We start from the raw sequence: 23750 nt of genomic DNA, 5'->3' as shown, positions 1-23750 counted from the left end.
TTGATGGAAAATCCTTTAATAACAATTGTCGTTATCAACTACAACTCCGGCGATATGCTGTCTAAAGCTATGGCAGCGCTGGCAACACAAACTTGCTCCAATTTTGAAGTCGTTGTTATTGATAATCACAGCACAGACGAATCCTGGCAAGCTGCTGAAGAGACAACCTTTTCATGCCGTCTGGTCCGATTAGACCGAAATATCGGCTTTGCGGCAGCAAATAATCTGGCAATAACAAACCATGTTCAAGGCGATTGGATTTTTTTGCTGAATCCTGACGCTTATCCTGAACCCGATTGTCTGGAAAAAATTACCGCATATATTATCGAGATGCCTGAAGTCGATTGCTTTGCATGCACCCTGATCAATGCAAATCAACCGGCACTGCTCGATGGCATAGGTGACATCTATCATGTATCCGGATTACACTGGCGCCACGGTCACGGTTCAAATCGCGCAATTATTCCGGCGGCACCTATGGAAGTATTTTCTGCATGTGCGGCCGCAGCCGTTTATCGTACTTCAACATTCCGTCAGTTGGGCGGTTTTGACGAAAGCTATTTTGCTTATTCTGAAGACGTTGATCTGGGTTTCAGGTTACGCCTTGCAGGCGGTGTCTGCATTTTGTTGCCTGACGCCAGAGTGCATCATGTCGGTTCCGGGATTACAGGACGTTCAAGCGATTTTTCAATTTATTATGGACACCGCAATTTGACCTGGACTTTTATCAAAAATATCCCTTCATTTTTATTGTTTTTTTTGTTGCCCATTCATTTGGTTATGACAGTATATGTAGGCTTCATGTTTGCGATTGCCGGCCGCTTTAGACCATATGCACAAGCCAAATGGGATGCCTTCAGGCAGTTAGGCCCGCGTTTAACAAAACGTAAAAAAATCCAGCATTGTCGCGTTTGTTCCTGTTTAGATCTTCTTCGCATCATGTGCTGGTATCCCCGCAGCCGCTTTTATAGATGAATATTCAAAAGACCGGACAGCACCATCACAGCACACCTGAACTACCTGTATCAATTGTGATCGTCAACTATAATGCAGGTGCATTATTGGCAACATGTGTTGCTGGCGCACTCAAGACATCAAAAGAAATTATTATTGTCGATAATGCGTCGACCGATTCTAGTGTTGCGGATTTAACTTCGCAATTTCGTGGGGAAACACGTTTAAGACTGATTCGGAATGACACGAATCTGGGTTTTTCTGCCGGTTGCAACATTGGTCTGGAAGCAGCGACTATGCCCTATATTTTGTTTCTCAATCCGGATTGCCTGCTTGAGAAACAGTCGTTGCAGCGCATGCTGCAGGTTCTTGAATCAAACCCTCGGTTCGGCATGGTCGGCGGCTACTTAATCAACCCTGACGGCACCGAACAAGGTGGTGGAAGGCGGGCCATCCCAACTCCTTGGCGCGCGTTTGTTCGCGCCACCGGTTTATATCACCTGAGTAAGTTTTGGCCAGAATTATTTTTTGACTTCCATCTGCACCGGCAGCCTTTACCCCAGGAACCCGTCGAAGCAGAAGCGATTTCCGGCGCCCTGATGCTTGTTCGTCGCAGTGCCATCGATCATGTCGGCAACTGGGACGAAGGTTATTTCCTGCACTGCGAAGATCTCGATTGGTGCATGCGCTTCAGGCAAAAAGGCTGGAAAATTATTTTTGTCCCGGATGCGCCCGTCATTCATTATAAGGGAAGCTGCAGTCGGTCGCGTCCTTTCTTTGTCGTCTGGCATAAGCACAAAGGCATGCTACGTTTCTACCGGAAATTTTTCCGTCACAAATATCCAAGTTTTTTTTCCGTTGCAGTCAGTTGTGGAATATGGCTACGTTTGAGCGCAGCATTACTATTTTGCTCGACGCGATATCTCTTTAAATTGTTAAAATTCAAGAATGGATAAGAGACATATCGGGCTATTAGGGGCTACCAGTCTGGTTGGGGAATGTATCTTGAATCAGTTGGTTTCAGACCACTGGCAAATCGTTGCTTTTTCGCGCCAAGTTAAACAACGAGATCACCCACAAATAAACTGGGTACAGTTAAATTCCACAAGCACATGCCAGGCTCAAAAGAAAAACAAAATTGCCTTGTGGATTTGTACAGCGCCCATTTGGATATTACCGGAACATTTTTCGCTTTTATTAGCCTGTGGTGTGCAAAGAATTGTCATGTTATCCTCAACCAGCCGTTTTAGCAAAACCGCTTCAGTCGATCCGGACGAACAGGTCATTGCACAACAATTGATCCAAGCAGAAAAAACCATTGAAATCTGGGCTACCGAACATCATATTGAATGGATTATTCTACGGCCAACATTAATTTACGGTCTGGGGCGGGATAAGAATATTTCGGAAATCGCCTGGTTTATTCTGCGTTTCGGTTTTTTTCCGTTATTCGGTACAGCCCAGGGACTCAGGCAACCCATTCATGCAAAGGATGTATCAACAGCGTGTATACTTGCGCTGAACACTTTAAATTTAAAAAATTGCACCTATAATCTAACGGGTGGCGAAACACTTACATATTGCGAAATGATCAAACGCATTTTCTCAGCACTGAACAAAGATCCTCGTTTAATCAGAATACCGTTTTGGCTGTTCCGGTTAACAATAACTATATTAAGATGGTTTCCACGCTACCGAAATTGGTCTGTCGCGATGGCGAAACGCATGAATCAGGACTTGGTATTTGACTGTTTAAAAACACAGCGGGATCTTCATTTTTCTCCGCGCCAGTTCACTTTGTCCAAAGAAGATTTGCCATCTATCAAGCAGCGTTTTTAATTTTAATGATATCTCCTTTTTCGCATCGTTTCTGAATGCTTACACACGATCTTAAGAATGAAACCAAAATTTAAAGTTCCACAGAATGAAATCATGGAAGTTCTTGGCAGTTTCAAGAAAACTTTCAACTCTATCGGTGTGTTCAGCGCAGTGATTAATGGTTTGATGCTCATGCCGGCGATTTACATGCTGCAGCTTTATGACAGCGTATTAACCAGCCGCAATGAAATGACTTTGTTAATGCTGACATTGATTGTCATCGGCGCATATATCTTTTTGGGTGCACTGGAATATGTCCGCAGTTTTGTTATGATTCGTGTCGGCGCAAAACTCGATACGCAATTAAATAAACGCGTCTATACGGCTGCTTTTGAACAAAGCCTGAAACAGGGAGAAGGAAATGCCGGCCAGGCCTTAAAGGATCTGACCAATATACGCCAATTCATGACAGGAAATGCCTTATTTGCGTTTTTCGATGCACCCTGGTTTCCAATCTATATTTTTGTTATTTTCATGTTCCACCCCTGGCTGGGCGTCTTTGCGTTGTGCGGAACTACAGTTCTCATTTTGTTGGCTTATATCAATGAAAAAATATCCCGCAAGCCACTCGATGAAGCGAACACCATGGCTGTGGTTTCAACCAATATGGCCTCCAATAACCTGCGTAACGCCGAAGTGATTGAGGCCATGGGGATGTTACCCAACCTGCAAGCACGTTGGGATAAGCTGCACAGCCGCTTCCTCAATCTCCAGGCAGATGCCAGCGAAAAAGCCGGCGTGGTTACGGCAATATCCAAATCGACCACTGTTGCACTGCAATCACTGATGCTGGGCCTGGGCGCATTGCTCGTTCTGGAAAACCAGATTTCCCCGGGCATGATGATTGCCGCGTCAATTCTAATGGGAAGAGCGATTGCACCGGTTCAGTTATTGATCAACGTATGGAAGCAATTTGGCAGCACGCGCAGTGCATACGACCGATTAATTAAATTGCTGGAGCTCAATCCCGCTCGTGAACCCGGCATGGCACTACCCAAGCCGACCGGCGTTATTACTGTTGAGAATGTCACTGCCGCACCCCCCGCTTCGCGTGTTCCTGTGATCAAAGGTCTGAGCCTGTCCGTTTCTGCCGGAGAAGTATTGGGCATTATCGGTCCAAGCGGTTCCGGAAAATCCACACTGGCCAGGCTTCTGGTCGGCGTCTGGCCTGCCGCGGCCGGCAAGGTTCGACTTGATGGCGCCGATGTTTACCTGTGGAACAAGGATGAACTGGGACCCAACATCGGCTACCTGCCGCAGGATATCGAATTATTCGGTGGGACGGTTTCAGAAAATATTGCCCGCTTCGGTGAAGTCGACCCCGAAAAAGTCATACTTGCCGCCAAACGTGCCGGGGTTCATCAAATGATTTTGAATATGCCGGAAGGATATGATACCAAACTCGGCGATGGTGGCGCCGGATTATCCGGCGGTCAAAAACAAAGACTCGGTCTGGCGCGCGCTATGTATGACGACCCTGCTTTAATCGTTCTGGACGAACCCAATTCCAATCTTGACGACATTGGCGAACAGGCTTTACTGACCGCCCTGCTGGATTTACGTAAACGTGGCAAGACAATTATTTTGATCACACATCGAAGCAGTATCATCAGTGTGACCAACAAGCTATTGTTTTTACATGAAGGCATCGCGAAATTATTTGGCCCAACCCAACAAGTACTTGAGGAACTGAAGAAGCAGCAACAAAAACAACACCAGGGACAGCAATCTCAACCAATAAAGGAACCACCTGCCACACAAGTGCAACAGAAACCTATCCAAACTGTCAATATTGGTGATCCAAACATTTGAAAAGCTATACAACACGGTGAGTAAGTATCAGAATGATACGAGTATTCAACAGGAAAAATTATGACGGTGCAGGCAGAAAACAACGCGATCAAATCTGAATTTAACCCGGCGGAGCAGTCTGTTCAGGTAAAAACCGATGAAACAGCACACTCCAGAATTGGCTGGTGGATAGTGTTGGTTGGTGTAGGCGGTTTTATCTTATGGGCGTTTTTTGCGCCCCTGGACAAAGGTGTGCCACTCACTGGTACAGTTACGGTCGACACCAATCGCAAAGCCGTTCAACATCGTACGGGCGGCATTATTGATCAGATTTATGTCAAGGAAGGAGATCATGTTGAAGCGGGCCAGGTTCTGGTGCGCATGAACGATGTTCAGGTCAAGGCTCAAGCGGAGATTACACGCACCCAGCTCATTACTGCACGTACGGTTGAAGCCCGTCTGATCGCCGAACGCGATGAGAAAAGCACCATCGAATACCCGGATAATCTAATGGCAGAATACAATGATCTGCGCATAAATAATAACATTATCACCCAGAACCAGTTATTTAAATCGCGCCGGCTTGCCATGCAACATGAGATAGCTGCACTGGATGAAAATATTGCGGGCCTAACGGTGCAACTAAAAGGACTTGAAGCTTCCAGGAACAGTAAAAAGCAACAGCTCGGCCTTTTACAAGAACAGCTCGACAGTATGCGCGACCTGGCAAAGGACGGTTTTGTGCCACGCAACCGGGTACTTGAGCTTGAACGCATCCATGCGCAGCTGAACGGAGAAATCTCTGCTGAAACAGGTGAAATAGGCCGTACTCAGCGCCAGATTGCAGAGTTAAAACAACGCCGGATACAACGTTTTCAAGAACATCAGAAAGAAGTACGCCAGCAATTGTCCGATACTCAGCGTGAAGCGGACGCGCTCAGCAGTCAGCTCATCGGTCAGGAATTCGAGCTGGACAATGTTCTGGTCAAGGCGCCTGTAGAAGGCATTGTTGTCGGCATGAATGTTTTTACACAGGGCGGCGTTATTCCACCGGGTTTTCTGTTAATGGACATTGTTCCCAGCGATGACCCTTTAATGATTACAGGACGCGTACCGGTACACTTAATCGATAAAGTACATCCAGGTCTTCATGTTGATCTGATTTTTTCAGCTTTTAACCAAAACAAAACACCTAATATACCCGGTGAGGTTGTGCGGGTGTCTGCGGACAGGTTGACGGATGAGCGCACCGAAGAGCCCTATTATCAGTTAAGAGTCAAAGTCACTCCGGAAGGTATGAAACTGCTTACCCATCATCAGGTGCGCGCAGGGATGCCTGTTGATATATTTGTCAAAACAGGGGAACGTTCCTTGATGAATTATCTGTTTAAACCCATTCTTGACCGTCTCCATGCATCTATGAGTGAAGAATAAATGGCATTTACAAACATTTGTCACAAAGCGATATATATTTTCTTACTCACAGGACTGGCTGGTTCTCCCCAGGCATTAAGCCTGCTCGATGCCTATGAAGCGGCGCTGGAAAATGATCCGGTTTTCCGCTCGGCTTTGCATGAGAACGAAGCCGGACTTCAAGTTGAAGCGATCAACCGTGCGGGATTATTGCCGAATTTATCCATTACGCACACAGATAGTAAGAGCATAGGCACAAACGATCAAAGAACACCGACTCCCGGCATATCAAATAATCTAAATTTTCACACACAAGTCAGTGCATTAACATTGCGTCAGCCTATCATGAACATGGAAGCCGTTGCCAGTTACCGTCAGGGACAAGCGCAGGCCTACTCAAGTCAGTCCCGGTTTGCCGGACAAAGCCAGCAATTGATTGTAAGACTGGTTGAAGCTTATTTTGGAACACTGCTTGCACAACATCAATTAAGACTGACGCAATCGCAACTGGACTCACTGACAGAACTAAAACGCATCAATGAGCAAATGTTATTAAAGGGAGAAGGCACGACAACAGATGTTCTGGAAACACAATCGCGGCATGCGCTGGCAATGGCGCAATTGATTGAAGCACAGGATGAACTTTTTGTCGCGCAATTACGTCTGGAATCAATCATTGGCAGGGAAGCAACACAATTACACGCACTGTCTGATGTCTTTCGCATCGATACTGTCTATTTGCCTGATTTTGATGACTGGCGCGCACTTGCTCTTGATCGCAATGCAGAACTTGTCACACAACGGCATATCGTTCAATCAGGCCAGGAAGAAGTGCGTAAGAGCTACGCAGGACACACACCGCGCGTCGACTTTGTCGCCAGCCTCAGTAGAAATAAAGCCGCCTCGTTTTTTACGGCGGACCGGGAGGTTCAGCTTGCGACCGTCGGGATCGAAGTCAATGTGCCGCTGTACGCCGGCGGGCGGGTGAATGCCATCACGAGTCAGGCCAAAGCCAACCATGCACGCGCAAAAGCCGATCTGGATGCCATGATGGATAACGTGCTGGTTGAACTGCGCCGACAATACCAACTGGTTTCAAGCAGTGTCCGGCGTGTTGAATCTTTGGAGCTGGCTGTAAAATCAGCAAAAATGCTGATCCTCGCTACTGAGAAAAGCATACAGGGCGGAATTCGCATCAATCTCGATTTGCTGGATGCCCAGCAACAGCTTTTTAATAGCCAGCTTAATCTGGCCGAAGCCAAGTACAATTTTCTGCTTGCGTACCTGCGGTTAAATTTAACGGCAGGTACGCTTGTTTTGGAAGATTTGCGCAAAATTGCGTCTTATTTCAAGCCGGTTGATTTTGAATTGAAGTAATCAATGCGTATCTACTGGCAATGCATTTTTCAATGCATTCTGGTAGGCAATTTTTGCGGTGCCAGCTATCGCAAGCCTGGCCTTTAGTTGCGCAATTTCACTTTCAACAACACGCAAATTGGTTATTTGCGCCTTGGCTTCCTCGCTCAGAGATGACAACGCATATTCCGTACCATCAATTACAATCTTTTGTTCTTTCTCAGTCATTTCTACCCCTGAAATTAATTAATCATAAATTCGTATTTGACAGTCTACTGTAAAAAACGAAGATCTTACAGTCTGCTTGCCAGATCAAGCAAATAAAGCTCATAAGCAATTAATACACTATAGCCTGACAAAATCGCATAATTTATATGCCCGACTCTTACCCGGTAGAAAACTCTTACATTATGGTGAATAATCAACATGATCAATGCCAATGATGTCAGGGCCATTTTAAACGTAATGAATTTTTCGACGCTATCATCAATCAGAACGGCCATAAACCAGTTAAGTTCTTCCCCACCGTGAGCAAGAATCCTTAATGTAAACAATGCGTCACAAATGCTCAAAAAAAGAATCCCCACGACACAGGCCATTAAATGATCCGCATAACGATCCACATAGGCAGCACCCCATCTTGCTCCGCTCCGGCGACGCTCATTCATCCGTCTGCCTTGTTTAAGTCCTAAATGATAGGCGCAGAAAAATGGAACAGCTCCGCGGCGGTCCTGAGTGCGCAAATCATGTGTTATTACCGTACTCACAATAAACCCCTTCTATGAATCCAAATTTTCAAAATATATGTCCTTTAGATATAACAATTTCTCGTACACGCACATTTTTTCTGCTGATTGGTTCTCAATTTCAAAACATTATTGCATAGCAAGTACAATCAACACACTGTTTTTCATGCCCATGCTAGCGGAACTTTGCAATCAGAAAAACTGAACAAGCGTACAACCGGTATTTATTTACTGTAAAATCCTCACAAATTCCCTAAAAGTCTTTAGCCACGGTCAAATCAAATGAATTCTAAAAATATATCCAGTAATTCTGCAATATTCACAATATTTTACCTAACGATACTGCTTGTGCCGCTTATATTGACCGCCTGTGGCTTCAAGCTACGCGGACAAATTTCCTCCTTACCCTTTAAAACATTGTATATCGCAGCGCCACCCGGTCATACCATCGGATCCGATTTAAGACGCGCTGTTGATGCAACAACCACAACAAAAATTGTCGACAGTATTGATGAAGCAGAAGCCGTTTTACAGGTACTTAATGCGAGTACTGAAAGAAGAATCCTGTCGCTTTCGGGCGGTGGGCGTGTGCGGGAATTTGAGTTGATCTTCAAAATGACCACCCGTCTGGTTGATAACAAGGGCATTCAAATAGCGCCGGAAAATACAATTACCCTGATGCGGATCCTGCCGTTTCTCGATGCACAGATTCTGGCAAAAGAAGCCGAAGAGCAAATGCTGTATCAAGACATGCAGGCGGATGCCGTGCAACAAATAATCTGGCGGCTGTCGACTATCCGTAATTCGCAAGTCAATCCGGACACTGAATCAGCCAACTGATTGCCGAAATGCGCATAAAGGCAGAGCAACTGTCCCAGCAACTGCAGAAACAATTTGCGCCACTCTATACAATCTTTGGCAATGAACCGCTGCTTGTTATCGAAGCCGCTGATTTAATCCGCAGCCATGCACGTCAACAAGGTTTTAGTGAACACGAAATTTTTACCGTCGATCATCACTTTCATTGGACGGATATCCTAAATGCTGGCAGCAATCAGTCATTGTTTGGCGATCGAAAAATCATTGATATCCGTATCCCGTCTGGAAAGCCTGGTCGGGAAGGCGGCAAAACGATTACGCACTTTTGCCAGAAACTGCCACAGGATATTGTCACTTTAATCACGTTGCCCAGACTGGACAAACAAAGCCAGTCCGGACAATGGTTCAAGGCGGTTGAGAATGCAGGCATTACGGTTCAGATCCATCCTGTCGAACGTAATCAGTTGCCTGCATGGATTAAACAGCGCCTCGATATGCAACAACAAACGGTTAACCGTGACACCCTGTGTTTCATCGCAGACAAAGTTGAAGGTAACTTGCTGGCCGCACATCAGGAAATACAAAAGCTTGCCCTGTTGTTCCCGCAAGGCCATCTGGAATTCGACCAAGTTAAAAACGCTGTACTGAATGTAGCCCGATATGATATCTATCAATTAACCGATGCTATAGAGACCGCTAATCCGGCACGCTTCACGCATATTCTGATGGGGCTGCAGGGTGAAGGCACGGCCCCGCCTTTAATTCTTGCAGCACTGGCCGAATTCGTCCGCCAGCTGATTGATCTGCGCAAAGGACTGGATCAAGGACTACCGCCCGGCCAACTGCTCAAATCGGCACGCATTTGGGGAAACAGGCAAAATACAATCATGGCAACAGCCAAACGTATTCCAGTTTGCCGGTTGCAACAGTGTCTAATCCACGCTGCGAAAATTGATCGCGTCAACAAGGGCATGGCCACGGGGGGCGGCAATCCCTGGAATGAATTACTGCAATTGGGTTTGAATATGATTTTAACAACCCATTCTTACGCCAAACAAATTTAAGGTAGTTTCTGGAGGCGCCGGAAACAGATCGGTCATTCTGCTTTTATCCATGCTTAGCTCAAAAATTGGTTTTATAATTCAGACTATATTTAAATCATCATGAGAAAACTTTCAGAGATAAAACAGAACCAATCTCAAGCGCCGTCAATTTTCGGCAATGGCGGAAAACGGGATAGTTCCTTATCCTCTCAGACTTTATTTTGACCCAAGGACATTTAATGGTTGACCGAATTGAATTTATTAAATCTTTTATCGCACTAATAACGGTAACAATGCTGCTTGCTTCGCACACCGTTATTGCCAGCCAATCAACATCTACGCCTGCTTGCGATGAACAATCCGGGAAAAAGCAGCACTGCCTGTTTGAATTGCCCCAGGAAACGATTGAAAAACTCAAAATCGACGCCGGTTTTGGCTGGGGGATTTTTAGTGGCAGCATTTATAACGGTAACGATAAATACATTATCACGCAACTGGAGGTCAGCATGACGCCGATTCATGATCATCACCATATGGAAATGATGGGCGGCATGCATCATGATATGCCGCATGAGACCCGTATTCATCACATCAACATGAACCTGAAACCGTTAACCAAGGGCGCAATATCCATGGCGCTGGACAATGACGTTGTGCATGTGCACGACTTCGAATGGAAAGTACTCAAGGCATTCGGTCATAAAATTCAATAAATGCAACCAATCTGTCAACCGAACAACATTACCCCGGGATCATGCAGCAATCGATAAAAAACATTCGCGCTATACTGATCTATGCCACGATTGTTTTTCTGATTTCGTTCATCTATTTCATTTATGCTTTCTCAGTTCATCCGATACCGGAAGAACGCGAAACATTTCTCAGTGAAATCGGAGAGACCTTCGGGAAAATCGGTTTGGGTTTATTGTCGTTTATCTATTTTCGGACTTTGATGAAACTTGTTCTGGGTCAGGGTAAACTTGCGCAGCGTTTGCTGCCGGATTATCAATCGCCAATTCATTCTTCAGCGCTGAACCGGTTACTCACCTGGATGAACCGCACACATGTTTATTTCGGCATCGCCGCCGTTGCTGTTATCCTGCTGCATATTTCACTGATGGGTTTTTCCCGGTACAGTCACATCCTGTTCTTCCCGGCGCTGCTTGCACTGGTCATCTGGCAGGGTCTATTTGGTCTTTTTCTGACCTGGCGCTATTCTCCGGCGGAAATAAAAAAATTCTCACATGTCGTACATGCCCAGTTTGTTACTGGTATTGCCATCGGTATTTTTGCATTTTTCGGACATATGCTGATCGATAATTGATCAGTAACTTGGCGGTTTCTGTAAGATGGTATCGTGCACTGAGGTCAGCATACTCGGATAATCCTTGCTAAAATGCAATCCTCGGCTTTCATGCCTGAGCATTGCGCTGCGCACAATCAATTCGGCAGTATCTACCAGATTACGCAATTCGAGCAAATCGCTGGTTACACGAAAATGGGTATAATATTCATTGATCTCCTCGCGCAACAGTTCAATCCTGCGCTGTGCACGTTGTAAACGTTTGGTGGTTCTGACAATACCGACATAACTCCACATGCATCGCCGCAGTTCGTCCCAGTTATGCGAAATGACAATCTCCTCATCGGCATCGGTAACGCGGCTTTCATCCCAGTCGGGAATTTTTGGAAGTGTAACAGGCGTCTGATTGTTGATATCCCGGGCAGCGATCCTGGCAACGACCAGACATTCAAGCAGCGAATTGCTGGCTAGTCTGTTAGCACCATGCAACCCGGTATGGGCAGTTTCTCCAACAGCATATAAATTTTTCAGATCCGTTCTCCCGACATGATCTGTCAGAATACCGCCACAGGTGTAGTGCGCAGCAGGTACGACAGGGATGGGCTCTTTTGTCAGGTCGATTCCGAGTTTCGAGCAGCGTTCATAAATAGTAGGGAAATGTGCTTGTAGAAAATTGGCAGGTTTATGAGAAATATCGAGATAAACGCAATCCAGACCTCGTTTTTTCATTTCAAAATCAATTGCTCGCGCAACAATATCGCGTGGCGCCAATTCGGCACGTTGATCATGTCCGGCCATAAAGCACTCGTCATTGGGCAATTTCAACAACCCCCCTTCGCCACGCACAGCTTCACTGATTAGAAACGATTTGGCATGCGGATGATAAAGACAGGTGGGATGAAATTGAATAAATTCCATATTAGCAATACGGCAGCCAGCACGCCATCCCATCGCAATACCATCACCCGTTGCTGTATCAGGGTTGGTTGTATATAAATAAACCTTGCTCGCGCCGCCTGTCGCAAGAACAGTATTCTGCGCTGTAAACGTACAGACCCGGTCTCTCGTTTTGTTCAACACATATGCGCCAAGGCAACGCCGATTATTTATTTCTGGATTACCGTAAACTTTATCACTGGCAATCAAATCGACAGCAATATGGTGTTCCAGAATTTGAATATTTGGAGAACTGCCAACTTTTTCGGCCAGGGCCTGTTGAACCGCCTTACCCGTCGCATCGCCGCTATGAATAATCCGCCGGATGCTATGCCCGCCTTCTTGAGTCAGATGGTAGCCTGTGCCATTATTATGATCACGGGTAAATTCAACCCCTTGCTCGATGAGCCAGTTTACGCTTTCTCGTGCATGTTCCGCGATAAAACGAACAGTGGCTTCATTGCATAGACCTGCGCCGGCGACCAATGTATCCTGTATATGTTTTTCAGGCGTATCCTCATCCGACAACGACGCGGCAATACCCCCCTGCGCCCATCCGCTTGCGCTGTCATTGATTGTTTGTTTGGTGATAATACATACCCGCTGAGTTTGCGACAGATTCAACGCAAGCGTATAACCCGCAAGGCCACTACCGATGATTAGCGTATCAAAATGTTGGGTATGCATTCGCTTGGATTACTCATTTTAGGCTTTTTTTAGTTTTTGTGCGTACTATCATAACAGACTGCATAACCCAAAAGGAATTTACCAACACCCCCACAAATTCATCAATTGTGACACTCTATTTTATTGGCAAGCGATTAATTTAATCGAACCACGTTGATGGATACCTGTAATATCAGTCGAGTTTTCATCACTTTCAAGCGTAAGCGCGTGCCATGTGCCATCGAAATTTGATGCGTTCAGTTTCGCTGCAAATGTTTCAGCCCAGACCTCTACACCTTCCTCGTGGTCAGTGCTAACAATAGTCAGTTTGATGTTTTTACCCGTTAAAATAGCATTGCCATGTGAAGCTGACACACCATTTTCGCCATAATCGACCGATCCGTAAAGTGCAAAATGCCCGCCTTCCTTTTTATAAATACCAAACTTGTATTTCCAGTAAGGATCTCCAGACTGATTGAATACTTGCCAGCAAAATTCTCCAAGATATTTATCGGCAAACGTTTTAGAAGAAATCAGGAGTAGTAACAGGCAGATCAGGAGCAATAAACTGTGTTTATGCATGATTTCTTTTCCTTTTTTCAAGAAAATACTTTTTTAAAATAACTAAATTTTTCAGCTTAATAATTTCTATCACGGATCGAATTGCGTCCGAATAAAGATAAACCAAAAACATATTCATTCGCGATTCAATACGGTAAAATCGCGCCCAGCAGTAATTCTGAAAGATATTGTTTGTATGATATGAACCAGAATTCCCTGCTTTAAAAATAAAAGTACAGATAGCAACATTATAGACTGTTGCTGATGTCAACATGTTCAACTTTATAGACTGTAAATCAAAAGGAAATTTTATGACAGCAAATATTCCTGGTTATACCTATGGCACCGCCGAAGTGGCAAAATCTCCTTTGTCGGTGGATGATTTCGCCAATCTAAAACAAGCCACCTTATTTGGCGATGAAGATGTTCGTTATCTCAAAATGTCGCATGATATCCTAAAAGACCAAGTTGAACAGATTCTGGATGTATGGTACGGCTTTGTTGGCTCCACACCATTTCTGTTGCACTATTTTACGAAAAAGTCCGACAACCAACCCAATATGGACTATCTGGGTGCAGTGCGTAAACGTTTCGGTCAATGGATACTGGATACCGCAAACGCAGACTATGATCAAAACTGGCTGGATTATCAATATGAAATCGGTCTGCGCCACCACAGCACTAAAAAAAATAAAACAGATAGCGTAGATTCACAACCGATTATTAACTTGCGTTATGTACTGGCGTTGCAGGTACCGATTACCACAACACTGCGCCCGTTTCTGGAAAAAGGGGGCCACTCCAGTGAAGAGGTAGACAAAATGCAGGACGCCTGGCGTAAGTCAGTGCTCATGCAAGTCATTTTATGGTCCCAACCCTATATTCAGGAAGGACAATTTTAGTTTACAAAAAGTAAGAGCAGCGGGAACGCTGCTCTTTTTCATAACGCTTCAAGTTTATTTAACACCGATCCTTCTTGGCCTGCCCCGGTGGACAATGATAACCCGCGCCATTTCCGTGCGGATATCGGGAATCGTAGCGCGGATAGGGGCGCGGTGCATTAGAGTAAGGTTCTCTATAAGGAGCTCTATATACTTCTCTATGCGGTACAGCATGACGGCCGCCATGATCCGTAGCAACATGCGCACCCACTGTTGCACCCAGTGCACCACCGATATACGCACCGTCCCAGCCGCCCAGCTCGTTTCCAATTGCCGCACCTACAGCGCCACCGATTCCCGCCCCGATTGCCGCATCCAAAGCGTCATTGCCTGCATGAACACCGAATGACATCAGTATAAGCATTGACAACAAAATTCCTGTTTTCATATTCATGATAATCCTATTCAAAAGACATTAGTTTTTTAATCGTAATCTATACTTTGAGCTTTAGTTTTGGAATGAAGAAACCAATCGTTGCAACGTATGAATGCACTACTGCATGCATCAACTGCAATATGTTTCATCATTTCTGAGAAGAAAACCCATTTTCAAGATTTTGATAAAAGACATTTCTTAAAAATTGATCCAAATTATTTTCAAGTTGCTTCAATTTAACAACTTCTGTATGGGTACGTATGTAAAGCTCTTGTTTATCCAATTTTTCATATCGGCTTACTTCCATACCGCCAATTCGGTAACGGCTTCGACGTTGTCTTTCCGTGCTGTCCCTAAGGTCGAATTCTTCAATATTGGAATGGGGAAAACGTTTTTCCTCCGACATGCGATCATAGATAAAAGTCGAATAAGTAAATTTATCGCTGTAGAAAGAAAACTGATATTTTGTAAATGCATAATCAATTGAAAACTTGATAATGAAACCACCGACAATCACAAAAATTATGCCCAGAATAAAAGCCACAAGCATCGACCCGGACACATTAACGTCCCATCCAAGCTTTTCATGCAAACCGATACTGATCAGGGTTGAATTACTGGTGACAAATCAAGTATGAGTCTTTCTTAGGATTTGTTTGTGAATTTTTCCACATCTTTACAATTTAATTGGTTGTAGCCTATGACTTAGTCAGTTTTAGTCAAACCGAGCAAATAGCCCCAAAAAGAAGTATAGCTATTGGATCGCTGTAATAAATCCGGATAACAGGAATGATATTAATCGGATTATGCTCTATCAGCTAACAAGACTGGTAAATTTTGATTCAAAATCATTGTCATAGGAGCTATATCATGCTTGTGATTGCCGTACAGCAAACATCTAATGCGTTTTCATATACGGTACGCAGTAATGACAGATGCGATGAAAATTGTTTTGCGCAAGCGTCAGCTGTTGTTTGCTGTCCAACAGAAATGATCGGGCGCTTAACTCCTGAGGAAATCACCGGACCCAGAATACTATGCAGCAATTTTCATTTATTGCTGAGCAGCAGCGGGAATAAGATGGAAGGTATAGTAGTTTCTTTAGTACTAGTAAGCTTAGTAATGTCCTTGTTTTTTTCCACCCCTTCCAGGGCAGATTATGTAGGAGTGCATATCGTTGGAAAAGAGTACATTGAAGAGGGGGTAGATATCGGCAATACAGTATCGTTTTACCCGAAAAGTGTGGCGGACATCACTGAGCATCTGATAGAAATAAATAATAGGTCCCACGCTGTTTTTTCTGTTCAAGCTTTTTTCTGGCAGGATGAAAAGGGATTTGTATATGAGGATACAAGGTTTTTGCTTGAAGCAATAGCTAAGAGCGGGCATACAATGGATGTAATTGTTTTTTTTGATGAACCGCTGTGGGTCATTAGAAGAGCGTGTTGGGCAGGAAATCAGTTAGCATGTAAAGATGTAGCTCAGGGCTTCCCAGAGACTTTAAGAAATCTGACACAGATAGCAACAGAAATACAAAGCTATGGTATCAAGGTGGCACATACCGAAGCACACACAGAGGTTTATTACCAGTACGCTGAGCAAGGTAAGCTAGGAATGGTTTATACAGCGGATTTTATTGGTTCGATATGCTATGGACCGGTAGATGGTTGTGGGGGGCAGTTTGGCGTGCCCAGACTGCCACAAGTAAATTATATTAAATTTGTTGTTGAGCAAATGCACTTGAACAATAGTGACGCAAAATTAGCATTAGTTCCAGGTGTTGCCATAGGAATGGGGGGCTTAGCCGATTGGAATGAAGCAGTAACCCAAATTCTAGGTTATCGAGATTTCTACTTACAGCACAATTTTGACATTGGTGCGTTTATAGGGTTTGGTTGGAATAGTTTTGGCGATTTAACAGGCGCTCGAGATGGGTTATATCCAAGTGAAATTATGATACTGTTCAATGATCTCCATACCCAATAACCCCAGTTGATCGCTGAAACAAAACCTACTCCCCCGTCCTTCAAGAGTCAGCCGGATAACCCTATTATGAGCTTCCGGTGCGTTTCTTGGTTGATGCTCTTCGCGTATTTGTGTGTGCGCGTTTTGGCGTATGTTGCAATGGGAGAGTAGCAGCGGGACGTACCGAAAGGGATTCCGCTACTCTTCCAAACAACATCCAAATTTTTTCTAAATGGCGTCTTCAGATTAACCCGCGCATGATGTCATCTTGCCGATCCTCTAGAATCAGTTCTTCTTTTAAATTGTTTTTTGTTTCTTCAACGGACTCACCTTGCCCATTAGCGCCGGGAATTTCGGGACAGATAGCCTAATAACCGCCTTCCGGAGCGATTTCGATAATTGCTGTAAATTCTGCCTTCATCATGAAAATTCCTTTACTTAACTATCATTATCAAGTACAAAATTTATTATACTCAAACTCCCGGTATTTAAAATAAATACTTGGTGCGTATTAGTCCTCAACATCCAATCAAGTGTTGTTACAACTGCGTCGCTTATTTTCCCCACCAAAACCCCCATCTCCCGATTTGTACCAAAAACAATGCCTTTTTGCACATTAGCCTTGTCAATCATTGACTGATATAATGCTGCCCCTGTTGAGTGTCTGTAACTGTATATTTTGAGGAATTTTTTTATGTCCCGCCCTATCCGTAATATCGCGATTATTGCCCACGTAGATCATGGCAAAACCACGCTGGTTGACAAGTTGTTGCACCAGGCGGGGACTTTTGCCGCGCATCAGCAGGTTTCGGAGCGCATCATGGATTCAAACGATATCGAACGTGAGCGCGGCATCACAATTTTGTCCAAGAACTGCGCGATTGATTACGAAGGCGTTCATATCAATATCGTCGATACGCCGGGGCATGCGGATTTTGGTGGGGAAGTCGAGCGGGTTTTGTCGATGGTCGATGGCGTATTGCTGCTGGTCGATGCGGTGGAAGGGCCGATGCCGCAGACGCGGTTTGTCACCAAAAAAGCGCTGGCGTTGGGATTGAATCCGATTGTGGTGGTGAACAAGGTCGACCGGCCGGGCGCGCGCCCGGATTGGGTCATTGACCAGACATTCGATCTGTTCGACAAACTTGGCGCGAGTGATGCGCAGCTCGATTTTCCAGTGGTGTATGCATCGGCGTTGAATGGCTATGCTTCTCTGGATTACACGCAACCGGGCGAGAATATGCGTCCATTGTTCGAGGCCATTATCGAGCATGTCAAGGCGCCTGAAGGCAACCCCGATGAACCGTTGCAGTTACAGATCAGCACGCTGGATTATTCGAGTTTTGTCGGGCGCATCGGCATCGGCCGTATCCGGCGTGGGCGGTTGAAACCCGGTCAGGAAGTTATGGTGATGACGGGTGATAAGGTGGCTCGAAAAAAAGTGAATCAGGTGCTGTGTTTCCGTGGCCTTGAACGCGAACAGGTGGCTGAGGCGCTGGCTGGCGATATTGTGTCGATCAACGGAATTGAAGAGCTCAGTATCGGCACAACAGTTGCAGACGTTGATAATCCTGAAGCCTTGCCGATCAGTATGGTTGACGAACCGACCATATCGATGACATTTCAGGTCAATACCTCGCCGTTTGCTGGACAGGAAGGCAAGTTTGTCACCAGCCGTCAGTTGCGCGAACGGCTGGAAAAGGAGTTGCTGACCAATGTCGCCATGCGTATGGAAGAAACCGGCGACACCGATGCGTTTCTGGTTTCAGGCCGCGGCGAACTGCATCTGACGATTCTGCTGGAAAATATGCGCCGGGAAGGTTATGAACTTGCAGTATCGCGCCCGAGGGTGGTGGTGCGCGAGATTGACGGCGTCAAATGCGAGCCGTTTGAAATGCTCACGGTTGATGTGGAGGAATCCAGTCAGGGCGGCGTGATGGAAGCGCTGGGTGAACGGCGCGGCGAGTTGCAGGATATGGTTTCTGATGGCAAAGGGCGCGTGCGTCTGGATTATCGTATTCCGGCGCGTGGCCTGATCGGCTTCCAGTCGGAATTCATGACCATGACGCGCGGCACCGGCCTGATCAGCCACGTGTTTGATGAGTTTGCGCCAATACGCTCGGACATTCCGCCGCGCAGAAACGGCGTACTGATTTCGGGCGAGCATGGTGAAGCGGTGGCGTATGCGTTGTGGAAACTGCAGGAACGCGGACGCATGTTTGTCAGTCCGGGAGACCGACTTTATGAAGGCATGGTGATCGGCATACACAGCCGCGATAACGATCTGGTGGTTAACCCGATCAAGGGCAAGCAGTTGACCAATTTCCGTGCGTCGGGTACCGATGAAGCCGTAGTGCTGACCCCGCCGATACAGTTGACGCTGGAATCGGCGATCGAATTTATCGCCGATGATGAACTGGTTGAAATTACGCCGAAAACCATCCGTATCCGCAAAAAACTGCTGCTCGAGCATGAGCGCAAACGTGCTTCGCGTGCGGCTGCTTGAAGATCCAATAAGGAACCAATGCTGGCAGGATGAGCACTAATCAGGTGTGTAAAAAATTGTTGGATTTGAAATACGTAGCAGATAAGCCCTTGTCAATCCACGTCTTTGATCTTGACAAGCCAACGTCTCAAGGGCAAAATGCTGCCTCTTGTCTTTCCGTGTGGCGAATTAGCTCAGTGGTTAGAGCAGCGGAATCATAATCCGTTGGTCCGGGGTTCAAATCCCTGATTCGCCACCATCTTTACGTTTGTCTGGTGTTGTTTTTTATTTGAATAGCCTTGAGTTGAATGTTCTGAATAGAATGAACAAAAAGCGGGTGCTTCAGTGCATAACCATGATCATATTGGCGTGTATGGTTAGTCATGGCTACGCGCAGATGATCAGGAATTTTCCGATAGACAGCAAGTTTGGCAAACTTAAATCTTATTCGTATCCTGAATTTAAAATCGACAAAAAAACAATGGTGATGGGCGTCGGTGGTCAAATCAGGGATACCAATAATCTGCTGGTCATGCCGACAATGCTGACACAAAAAGGTCACATCCGCTACCAGGTTGATAATATGGGATTTTTGCATCGTATCTGGTTTCTGACACCGGAAGAAATACAGCTGGCCAAAGAGGAAGAAAAGCAGCTTAAAAAACAGAGTCCACAAAAAAAATTCTCAATTCCATTCTTTCAGTGAGTAACAAGCTTTATATTAAAACGTTTGGCTGCCAGATGAACGAATATGATTCGGCCAAAATGGCCGACGTATTGCATGCTGCGCATGGCATGGAACAGACCGATGATCCGGCGCAAGCGGATGTTATCCTGTTTAATACCTGTTCTGTGCGTGAAAAAGCACAGGAAAAAGTGTTTCATGATCTCGGGCGCGTCAAACATCTGAAGGCGTCAAATCCAAATCTATTAATTGGCGTGGGGGGTTGTGTCGCCAGCCAGGAAGGCAAGGCGATTGTGAGCAGAGCACCGTTTGTCGATATCGTTTTTGGCCCGCAAACTCTGCACCGATTGCCACAACTGATTGAAAAACGCAAAACGACCGGGAAATCGCAGGTCGATATCACATTTCCGGAAATTGAAAAATTCGATCACTTGCCGCCCGCGCGCACAGAAGGGGCAACCGCTTTTGTGTCCATTATGGAGGGGTGCAGCAAATACTGCAGCTTTTGTGTGGTGCCTTATACGCGTGGCGAGGAAGTCTCCAGACCATTGGTCGATGTATTAACCGACATTGCGGTGCTCGCCGATCAGGGGGTCAAAGAAATTACCTTGCTCGGGCAGAATGTCAATGCGTATCTCGGTGTCATGGATGATGGTGAAATTGCAGATTTTGCGTTGCTGATCGAATGCATTCACGATATACCGGGTATTGAACGCATCCGTTATACCACGTCGCACCCGAAAGAATTCACTGCGCGATTGATCGCAGCTTATGGTGATTTACCCAAGCTTGTCAGCCACTTGCATTTGCCGGTGCAATCGGGGTCAGACCGTGTTCTGGCTGCGATGAAACGCGGTTACAGCGTGCTGGAATATAAATCGATTATTCGCCGGTTAAAAGCCATACGTCCGGAAATTTCCCTGTCGTCCGATTTTATCGTCGGCTTTCCGGGAGAGACAGAAGCTGATTTCGAGGCGACCATGAAGCTCGTGGAAGAAGTGAATTTCGACGATTCCTTCAGCTTCATTTACAGCGCCCGCCCCGGCACGCCGGCGGCCGATCTGCCTGATGATACGCCGCATGCTGTCAAGCTTGAAAGACTGCAACGCCTGCAAGCGCAAATTAATCAGCAATCACGCAAAATCAGTCAGCATATGATTGGCAGTCGGCAGCGTATTCTGGTAGAAGGCATTTCCAGGAAAAATGCGGATGAGATTTTTGGCCGTACCGATAATAATCGTGTCGTCAATTTCGCCGGGGATAAGGGTTTGATCGGCCGTTTTATTAATGTGCAGATTACCGATGCACTGCCACACTCACTGCGCGGTGAAATAACCGATGTATAAAAACATGTATTTTGCTTGCAAAGTTTGCCTCCTGCTGACAAAATCAAGTTATCTAAACAGCAACATTCAACATTGAAACCCAAACCAATAGAGATTTCATTTACACCTGCAGATAATCAACGACTGGCAAATTTGTGCGGTGCACTTGATGAAAACCTGAAACAGGTTGAAACAGCACTCGATGTTACCATATCCCGACGCGGTGAACATTTCAGTGTGCATGGCGAATTTAATCAGACACAGCTTGCCGCGCAGGTCTTAAGACGATTCTATAACCAGTCGCGCCATCATTTGAGTCTGGAACAGATTCAACTCGGACTCATTGAGGCCAAAGTTCCAAAAAAACCGCTTGAACAAACCGATGAAGAAGTGTTTGCAACGGAAGATGCTTCTCCGTTGCTGATGACGCGTCGCGCCAATTTGTACGGCCGTACACAACGCCAGACACAGTATCTGCACCAAATCCAGAATCACGACATTACATTTGCCATCGGTCCGGCAGGCACCGGAAAAACCTATCTGGCTGTTGCCAGCGCAGTTGATGCCTTGGAGCGGGAACTGGTGACGCGTCTGATACTGGTAAGACCTGCGGTAGAGGCTGGCGAACGGCTGGGTTTTCTGCCGGGCGATCTGACACAGAAAGTGGATCCTTATCTGCGTCCGCTCTACGATGCGCTGTACGATTTAATGGGATTCGATAAAACCAGTAAACAGTTCGACCGTCAGGTCATAGAAATCGCGCCACTGGCATTTATGCGTGGCCGAACGCTGAATCAGTCATTTATTATTCTGGATGAGGCGCAGAATACCACGCCGGAACAAATGAAAATGTTTCTGACACGTATTGGGTTCGGTTCAAAGGCCGTGGTTACAGGCGATATTACCCAGATTGATTTGCCGAAGCATCAAAAAAGCGGCCTGACCGAAGTCAAGCAGGTGCTAAAAAACATACGGGGTATTGCGTTTACCCATTTTGGCTCTGAAGATGTGGTCAGGCATCCGCTGGTTCAGCGCATTGTAGATGCCTATGAAAAACATGACCAACAGGAACAGGATGCTGAATAGCTTTCTGTGCAGATTGTTTTAATCCTGAACAGGATATGGTGAAATCTTTCAAACTCGCTGTGCAATATGCAACCAATGATTCGGATATGGCGGAATTGCCAGTGCGTCCGCAATTCAGACGCTGGGTTAGATCGGCGCTGGGGGAGGATGCGCAGGATGCCGAAATTGTGATTCGCATCGTGGATACGGCTGAAGGACGCGCCTTGAATCAGAGTTATCGCGGTAAAGATTATGCGACCAATGTGTTGACCTTTGTCTACGATGACACCGATCCATTGTCCGGCGACATTGTGTTATGCGCAGACGTGGTAAAAAAAGAAGCGCAGCAGCAGCATAAACCGCTGATGGCGCATTATGCACATCTGACCGTTCATGGCGTTTTGCACCTGCAGGGCTACGATCATATCGAAAATGATGATGCGCTGATTATGGAAAAAATGGAAACCAGCATTCTGGCCCGCTTTGGTATTCAAGACCCCTATGCAGAGTCATCTGCGGTAGCGCCATCAGAATAATGCATTTTATCCTTTTTTATATGTACTTTATCAATCAAATTAAACCAGTATATGGACGATCCCTCGCCTAAAACGGGTTGGCTTGAGCGTGTCAGTAACATGCTCTCGCGCGAACCGGAAGATCGAAAGCAACTCATCACGTTACTGCACTCGGCTTTTGAACGGAATCTGCTTGATTCGGATGCGCTCAGCATGATTGAAGGCGTCATGCAGGTATCTGAAATGCAGGCGCGCGATATCATGATCCCGCGTTCTCAAATGGATGTGATCGATATCAGCGAAACACCGGATAAATTTATCCCATTTGTCATAGAAACCGCGCATTCGCGCTTTCCGGTAACAGAAGGATGCGAAGACAATGTCATTGGTATTTTGCTGGCGAAAGATCTGTTGCGTTATTATGCAGGAGAAGAAGAATTTAATATCCGGTCTATGTTGCGTCCCGCTGTTTTTATCCCTGAATCCAAACAACTCAATGTGCTGTTGAAGGATTTTCGTAAGAACCGCAATCACATTGCGATCGTCGTGAATGAATATGGCGACGTGGCCGGGATTGTCACCATTGAAGATGTACTCGAGCAAATAGTGGGTGAAATAGAAGACGAGTATGATTTCGATGAAGATGAAGATAATATTGTGCTGGAAAAAGAGGACCATTATCGAATAAAGGCGATCACGGAAATTGATAATTTCAATGAAGTTGCTGGCGCCAATTTTAACGATGATGACTATGACACCGTCGGCGGACTGGTGCTGAACAAGTTTGGCAGACTACCAACTCGAAATGAATCGGTCGTTATTGATGATTTTAAATTTACGGTATTAAGTGCGGATAGCCGCAGATTATATATGCTGAAAGCCGAGAAAATAGTCAGCGAACCAGAGGAATGAAGTAAGGCGCATCAA

Annotated in this window: 24 protein-coding genes and 1 tRNA gene; 19 read left to right on the top strand and 6 right to left on the bottom strand. The window is 45.7% G+C overall.

Annotated elements, in window-relative coordinates; translation table 11 throughout:
• The first annotated feature begins 3 nt into the window (after window positions 1-3).
• Genes MRK00_04710 through MRK00_04685 form a run of 6 tightly spaced genes read left to right on the top strand, consistent with a single transcriptional unit; the run spans window position 4 to window position 7413 of the window.
• Window positions 4-975 (top strand): glycosyltransferase family 2 protein, encoded by a 972-nt coding sequence (locus MRK00_04710; protein MDR4516672.1) that lies wholly within the window; start codon window positions 4-6, stop codon window positions 973-975.
• Window positions 972-1910, top strand: a complete 939-nt coding sequence (locus tag MRK00_04705) for a glycosyltransferase family 2 protein (protein MDR4516671.1) — start codon at window positions 972-974, stop codon at window positions 1908-1910. Before MRK00_04710 ends, MRK00_04705 begins: the two co-directional genes overlap by 4 nt.
• On the top strand, window positions 1903-2793 hold the full coding sequence (locus tag MRK00_04700) for an NAD-dependent epimerase/dehydratase family protein (protein MDR4516670.1): 891 nt from the start codon (window positions 1903-1905) through the stop codon (window positions 2791-2793). The genes MRK00_04705 and MRK00_04700 overlap by 8 nt, the downstream gene beginning before the upstream one ends.
• Window positions 2794-2850: 57 nt before the next feature.
• Complete coding sequence (locus MRK00_04695) at window positions 2851-4644, top strand: type I secretion system permease/ATPase (GenBank protein ID MDR4516669.1); 1794 nt, start codon at window positions 2851-2853, stop codon at window positions 4642-4644.
• Window positions 4645-4704: 60 nt separating this feature from the next.
• The gene (locus MRK00_04690; GenBank protein ID MDR4516668.1) at window positions 4705-6057 is read left to right on the top strand and encodes an HlyD family type I secretion periplasmic adaptor subunit; all 1353 of its coding nucleotides are present in this window, start codon (window positions 4705-4707) and stop codon (window positions 6055-6057) included.
• Window positions 6058-7413, top strand: a complete 1356-nt coding sequence (locus MRK00_04685) for a TolC family outer membrane protein (GenBank protein MDR4516667.1) — start codon at window positions 6058-6060, stop codon at window positions 7411-7413.
• Here the strand turns inward: MRK00_04685 and MRK00_04680 are convergent, their stop codons facing one another.
• The gene (locus MRK00_04680; protein ID MDR4516666.1) at window positions 7414-7620 is read right to left on the bottom strand and encodes a DUF6447 family protein; all 207 of its coding nucleotides are present in this window, start codon (window positions 7618-7620) and stop codon (window positions 7414-7416) included.
• Between the two features lie 65 nt (window positions 7621-7685).
• Window positions 7686-8159: a DUF5658 family protein gene (locus MRK00_04675; protein MDR4516665.1), complete on the bottom strand. Its 474-nt coding sequence runs from the start codon at window positions 8157-8159 to the stop codon at window positions 7686-7688.
• A gap of 327 nt (window positions 8160-8486) precedes the next feature.
• On the opposite strand from MRK00_04675, the gene lptE reads away from it, so the two are divergent.
• The 4 genes from lptE (at window position 8487) to MRK00_04655 (ending at window position 11324) form a co-directional block, all read left to right on the top strand.
• The gene (gene lptE, locus MRK00_04670) at window positions 8487-8978 is read left to right on the top strand and encodes an LPS assembly lipoprotein LptE (GenBank protein ID MDR4516664.1); all 492 of its coding nucleotides are present in this window, start codon (window positions 8487-8489) and stop codon (window positions 8976-8978) included.
• Between the two features lie 8 nt (window positions 8979-8986).
• Window positions 8987-10021, top strand: coding sequence for a DNA polymerase III subunit delta (holA, locus tag MRK00_04665; GenBank protein ID MDR4516663.1), 1035 nt, complete (start codon window positions 8987-8989; stop codon window positions 10019-10021).
• A gap of 218 nt (window positions 10022-10239) precedes the next feature.
• Window positions 10240-10713 carry a hypothetical protein gene (locus MRK00_04660; GenBank protein ID MDR4516662.1) on the top strand — a complete coding sequence of 158 codons (474 nt, stop codon included), beginning with the start codon at window positions 10240-10242 and terminating at the stop codon, window positions 10711-10713.
• 41 nt (window positions 10714-10754) lie between these two features.
• Window positions 10755-11324 (top strand): hypothetical protein, encoded by a 570-nt coding sequence (locus MRK00_04655; protein ID MDR4516661.1) that lies wholly within the window; start codon window positions 10755-10757, stop codon window positions 11322-11324.
• Here MRK00_04655 and nadB read toward each other — a convergent pair whose 3' ends face one another.
• On the bottom strand, window positions 11325-12926 hold the full coding sequence (nadB, locus tag MRK00_04650; protein ID MDR4516660.1) for an L-aspartate oxidase: 1602 nt from the start codon (window positions 12924-12926) through the stop codon (window positions 11325-11327).
• Window positions 12927-13046: 120 nt separating this feature from the next.
• Window positions 13047-13508 carry a hypothetical protein gene (locus MRK00_04645; GenBank protein ID MDR4516659.1) on the bottom strand — a complete coding sequence of 154 codons (462 nt, stop codon included), beginning with the start codon at window positions 13506-13508 and terminating at the stop codon, window positions 13047-13049.
• 269 nt (window positions 13509-13777) lie between these two features.
• Here MRK00_04645 and MRK00_04640 point away from each other — a divergent pair, with 269 nt between their 5' ends.
• A complete protein-coding gene (locus MRK00_04640) occupies window positions 13778-14368 on the top strand; it encodes a protoglobin domain-containing protein (protein MDR4516658.1) in 591 nt (196 codons plus the stop codon).
• A 58-nt stretch (window positions 14369-14426) separates the two neighbouring features.
• Here the strand turns inward: MRK00_04640 and MRK00_04635 are convergent, their stop codons facing one another.
• Together MRK00_04635 and MRK00_04630 are read right to left on the bottom strand one after the other, a co-directional pair.
• Window positions 14427-14795, bottom strand: coding sequence for a hypothetical protein (locus tag MRK00_04635; protein ID MDR4516657.1), 369 nt, complete (start codon window positions 14793-14795; stop codon window positions 14427-14429).
• 136 nt (window positions 14796-14931) lie between these two features.
• On the bottom strand, window positions 14932-15375 hold the full coding sequence (locus MRK00_04630; GenBank protein ID MDR4516656.1) for a hypothetical protein: 444 nt from the start codon (window positions 15373-15375) through the stop codon (window positions 14932-14934).
• A gap of 278 nt (window positions 15376-15653) precedes the next feature.
• Here MRK00_04630 and MRK00_04625 point away from each other — a divergent pair, with 278 nt between their 5' ends.
• The 8 genes from MRK00_04625 (at window position 15654) to MRK00_04590 (ending at window position 23735) form a co-directional block, all read left to right on the top strand.
• Window positions 15654-16769 carry a hypothetical protein gene (locus tag MRK00_04625; GenBank protein ID MDR4516655.1) on the top strand — a complete coding sequence of 372 codons (1116 nt, stop codon included), beginning with the start codon at window positions 15654-15656 and terminating at the stop codon, window positions 16767-16769.
• A gap of 673 nt (window positions 16770-17442) precedes the next feature.
• Window positions 17443-19254 (top strand): translational GTPase TypA, encoded by a 1812-nt coding sequence (typA, locus tag MRK00_04620; GenBank protein ID MDR4516654.1) that lies wholly within the window; start codon window positions 17443-17445, stop codon window positions 19252-19254.
• A gap of 162 nt (window positions 19255-19416) precedes the next feature.
• Window positions 19417-19492, top strand: a tRNA-Met gene (locus tag MRK00_04615).
• A 63-nt stretch (window positions 19493-19555) separates the two neighbouring features.
• Entirely contained in the window at window positions 19556-19939 is a 384-nt protein-coding gene (locus tag MRK00_04610; GenBank protein MDR4516653.1) for a hypothetical protein, read from the top strand.
• A complete protein-coding gene (gene miaB, locus MRK00_04605) occupies window positions 19936-21264 on the top strand; it encodes a tRNA (N6-isopentenyl adenosine(37)-C2)-methylthiotransferase MiaB (GenBank protein ID MDR4516652.1) in 1329 nt (442 codons plus the stop codon). The genes MRK00_04610 and miaB overlap by 4 nt, the downstream gene beginning before the upstream one ends.
• Before the next feature lie 72 nt (window positions 21265-21336).
• Complete coding sequence (locus tag MRK00_04600; protein ID MDR4516651.1) at window positions 21337-22329, top strand: PhoH family protein; 993 nt, start codon at window positions 21337-21339, stop codon at window positions 22327-22329.
• Window positions 22330-22364: 35 nt separating this feature from the next.
• Window positions 22365-22844 (top strand): rRNA maturation RNase YbeY, encoded by a 480-nt coding sequence (gene ybeY, locus MRK00_04595; protein ID MDR4516650.1) that lies wholly within the window; start codon window positions 22365-22367, stop codon window positions 22842-22844.
• A gap of 51 nt (window positions 22845-22895) precedes the next feature.
• A complete protein-coding gene (locus MRK00_04590) occupies window positions 22896-23735 on the top strand; it encodes a CBS domain-containing protein (protein ID MDR4516649.1) in 840 nt (279 codons plus the stop codon).
• Window positions 23736-23750: the final 15 nt, after the last annotated feature.

This window comes from Nitrosomonas sp., from assembly GCA_031316255.1.
GTDB lineage: Bacteria > Pseudomonadota > Gammaproteobacteria > Burkholderiales > Nitrosomonadaceae > Nitrosomonas.
This window is presented reverse-complemented; position numbering and strand designations above follow the sequence as displayed.

Coding starts and splice junctions, on each gene's coding strand:
- MRK00_04710 (MDR4516672.1), top strand. CDS start 4: ATGGAAAATCCTTTAATAACAATTGTCGTTATCAACTACAACTCCGGC.
- MRK00_04705 (MDR4516671.1), top strand. CDS start 972: ATGAATATTCAAAAGACCGGACAGCACCATCACAGCACACCTGAACTA.
- MRK00_04700 (MDR4516670.1), top strand. CDS start 1,903: ATGGATAAGAGACATATCGGGCTATTAGGGGCTACCAGTCTGGTTGGG.
- MRK00_04695 (MDR4516669.1), top strand. CDS start 2,851: ATGAAACCAAAATTTAAAGTTCCACAGAATGAAATCATGGAAGTTCTT.
- MRK00_04690 (MDR4516668.1), top strand. CDS start 4,705: ATGACGGTGCAGGCAGAAAACAACGCGATCAAATCTGAATTTAACCCG.
- MRK00_04685 (MDR4516667.1), top strand. CDS start 6,058: ATGGCATTTACAAACATTTGTCACAAAGCGATATATATTTTCTTACTC.
- MRK00_04680 (MDR4516666.1), bottom strand. CDS start 7,620: ATGACTGAGAAAGAACAAAAGATTGTAATTGATGGTACGGAATATGCG.
- holA (MDR4516663.1), top strand. CDS start 8,987: ATGCGCATAAAGGCAGAGCAACTGTCCCAGCAACTGCAGAAACAATTT.
- MRK00_04660 (MDR4516662.1), top strand. CDS start 10,240: ATGGTTGACCGAATTGAATTTATTAAATCTTTTATCGCACTAATAACG.
- MRK00_04655 (MDR4516661.1), top strand. CDS start 10,755: ATGCAGCAATCGATAAAAAACATTCGCGCTATACTGATCTATGCCACG.
- nadB (MDR4516660.1), bottom strand. CDS start 12,926: ATGCATACCCAACATTTTGATACGCTAATCATCGGTAGTGGCCTTGCG.
- MRK00_04640 (MDR4516658.1), top strand. CDS start 13,778: ATGACAGCAAATATTCCTGGTTATACCTATGGCACCGCCGAAGTGGCA.
- MRK00_04635 (MDR4516657.1), bottom strand. CDS start 14,795: ATGAAAACAGGAATTTTGTTGTCAATGCTTATACTGATGTCATTCGGT.
- MRK00_04625 (MDR4516655.1), top strand. CDS start 15,654: ATGCTTGTGATTGCCGTACAGCAAACATCTAATGCGTTTTCATATACG.
- typA (MDR4516654.1), top strand. CDS start 17,443: ATGTCCCGCCCTATCCGTAATATCGCGATTATTGCCCACGTAGATCAT.
- MRK00_04610 (MDR4516653.1), top strand. CDS start 19,556: ATGAACAAAAAGCGGGTGCTTCAGTGCATAACCATGATCATATTGGCG.
- ybeY (MDR4516650.1), top strand. CDS start 22,365: ATGGTGAAATCTTTCAAACTCGCTGTGCAATATGCAACCAATGATTCG.
- MRK00_04590 (MDR4516649.1), top strand. CDS start 22,896: ATGGACGATCCCTCGCCTAAAACGGGTTGGCTTGAGCGTGTCAGTAAC.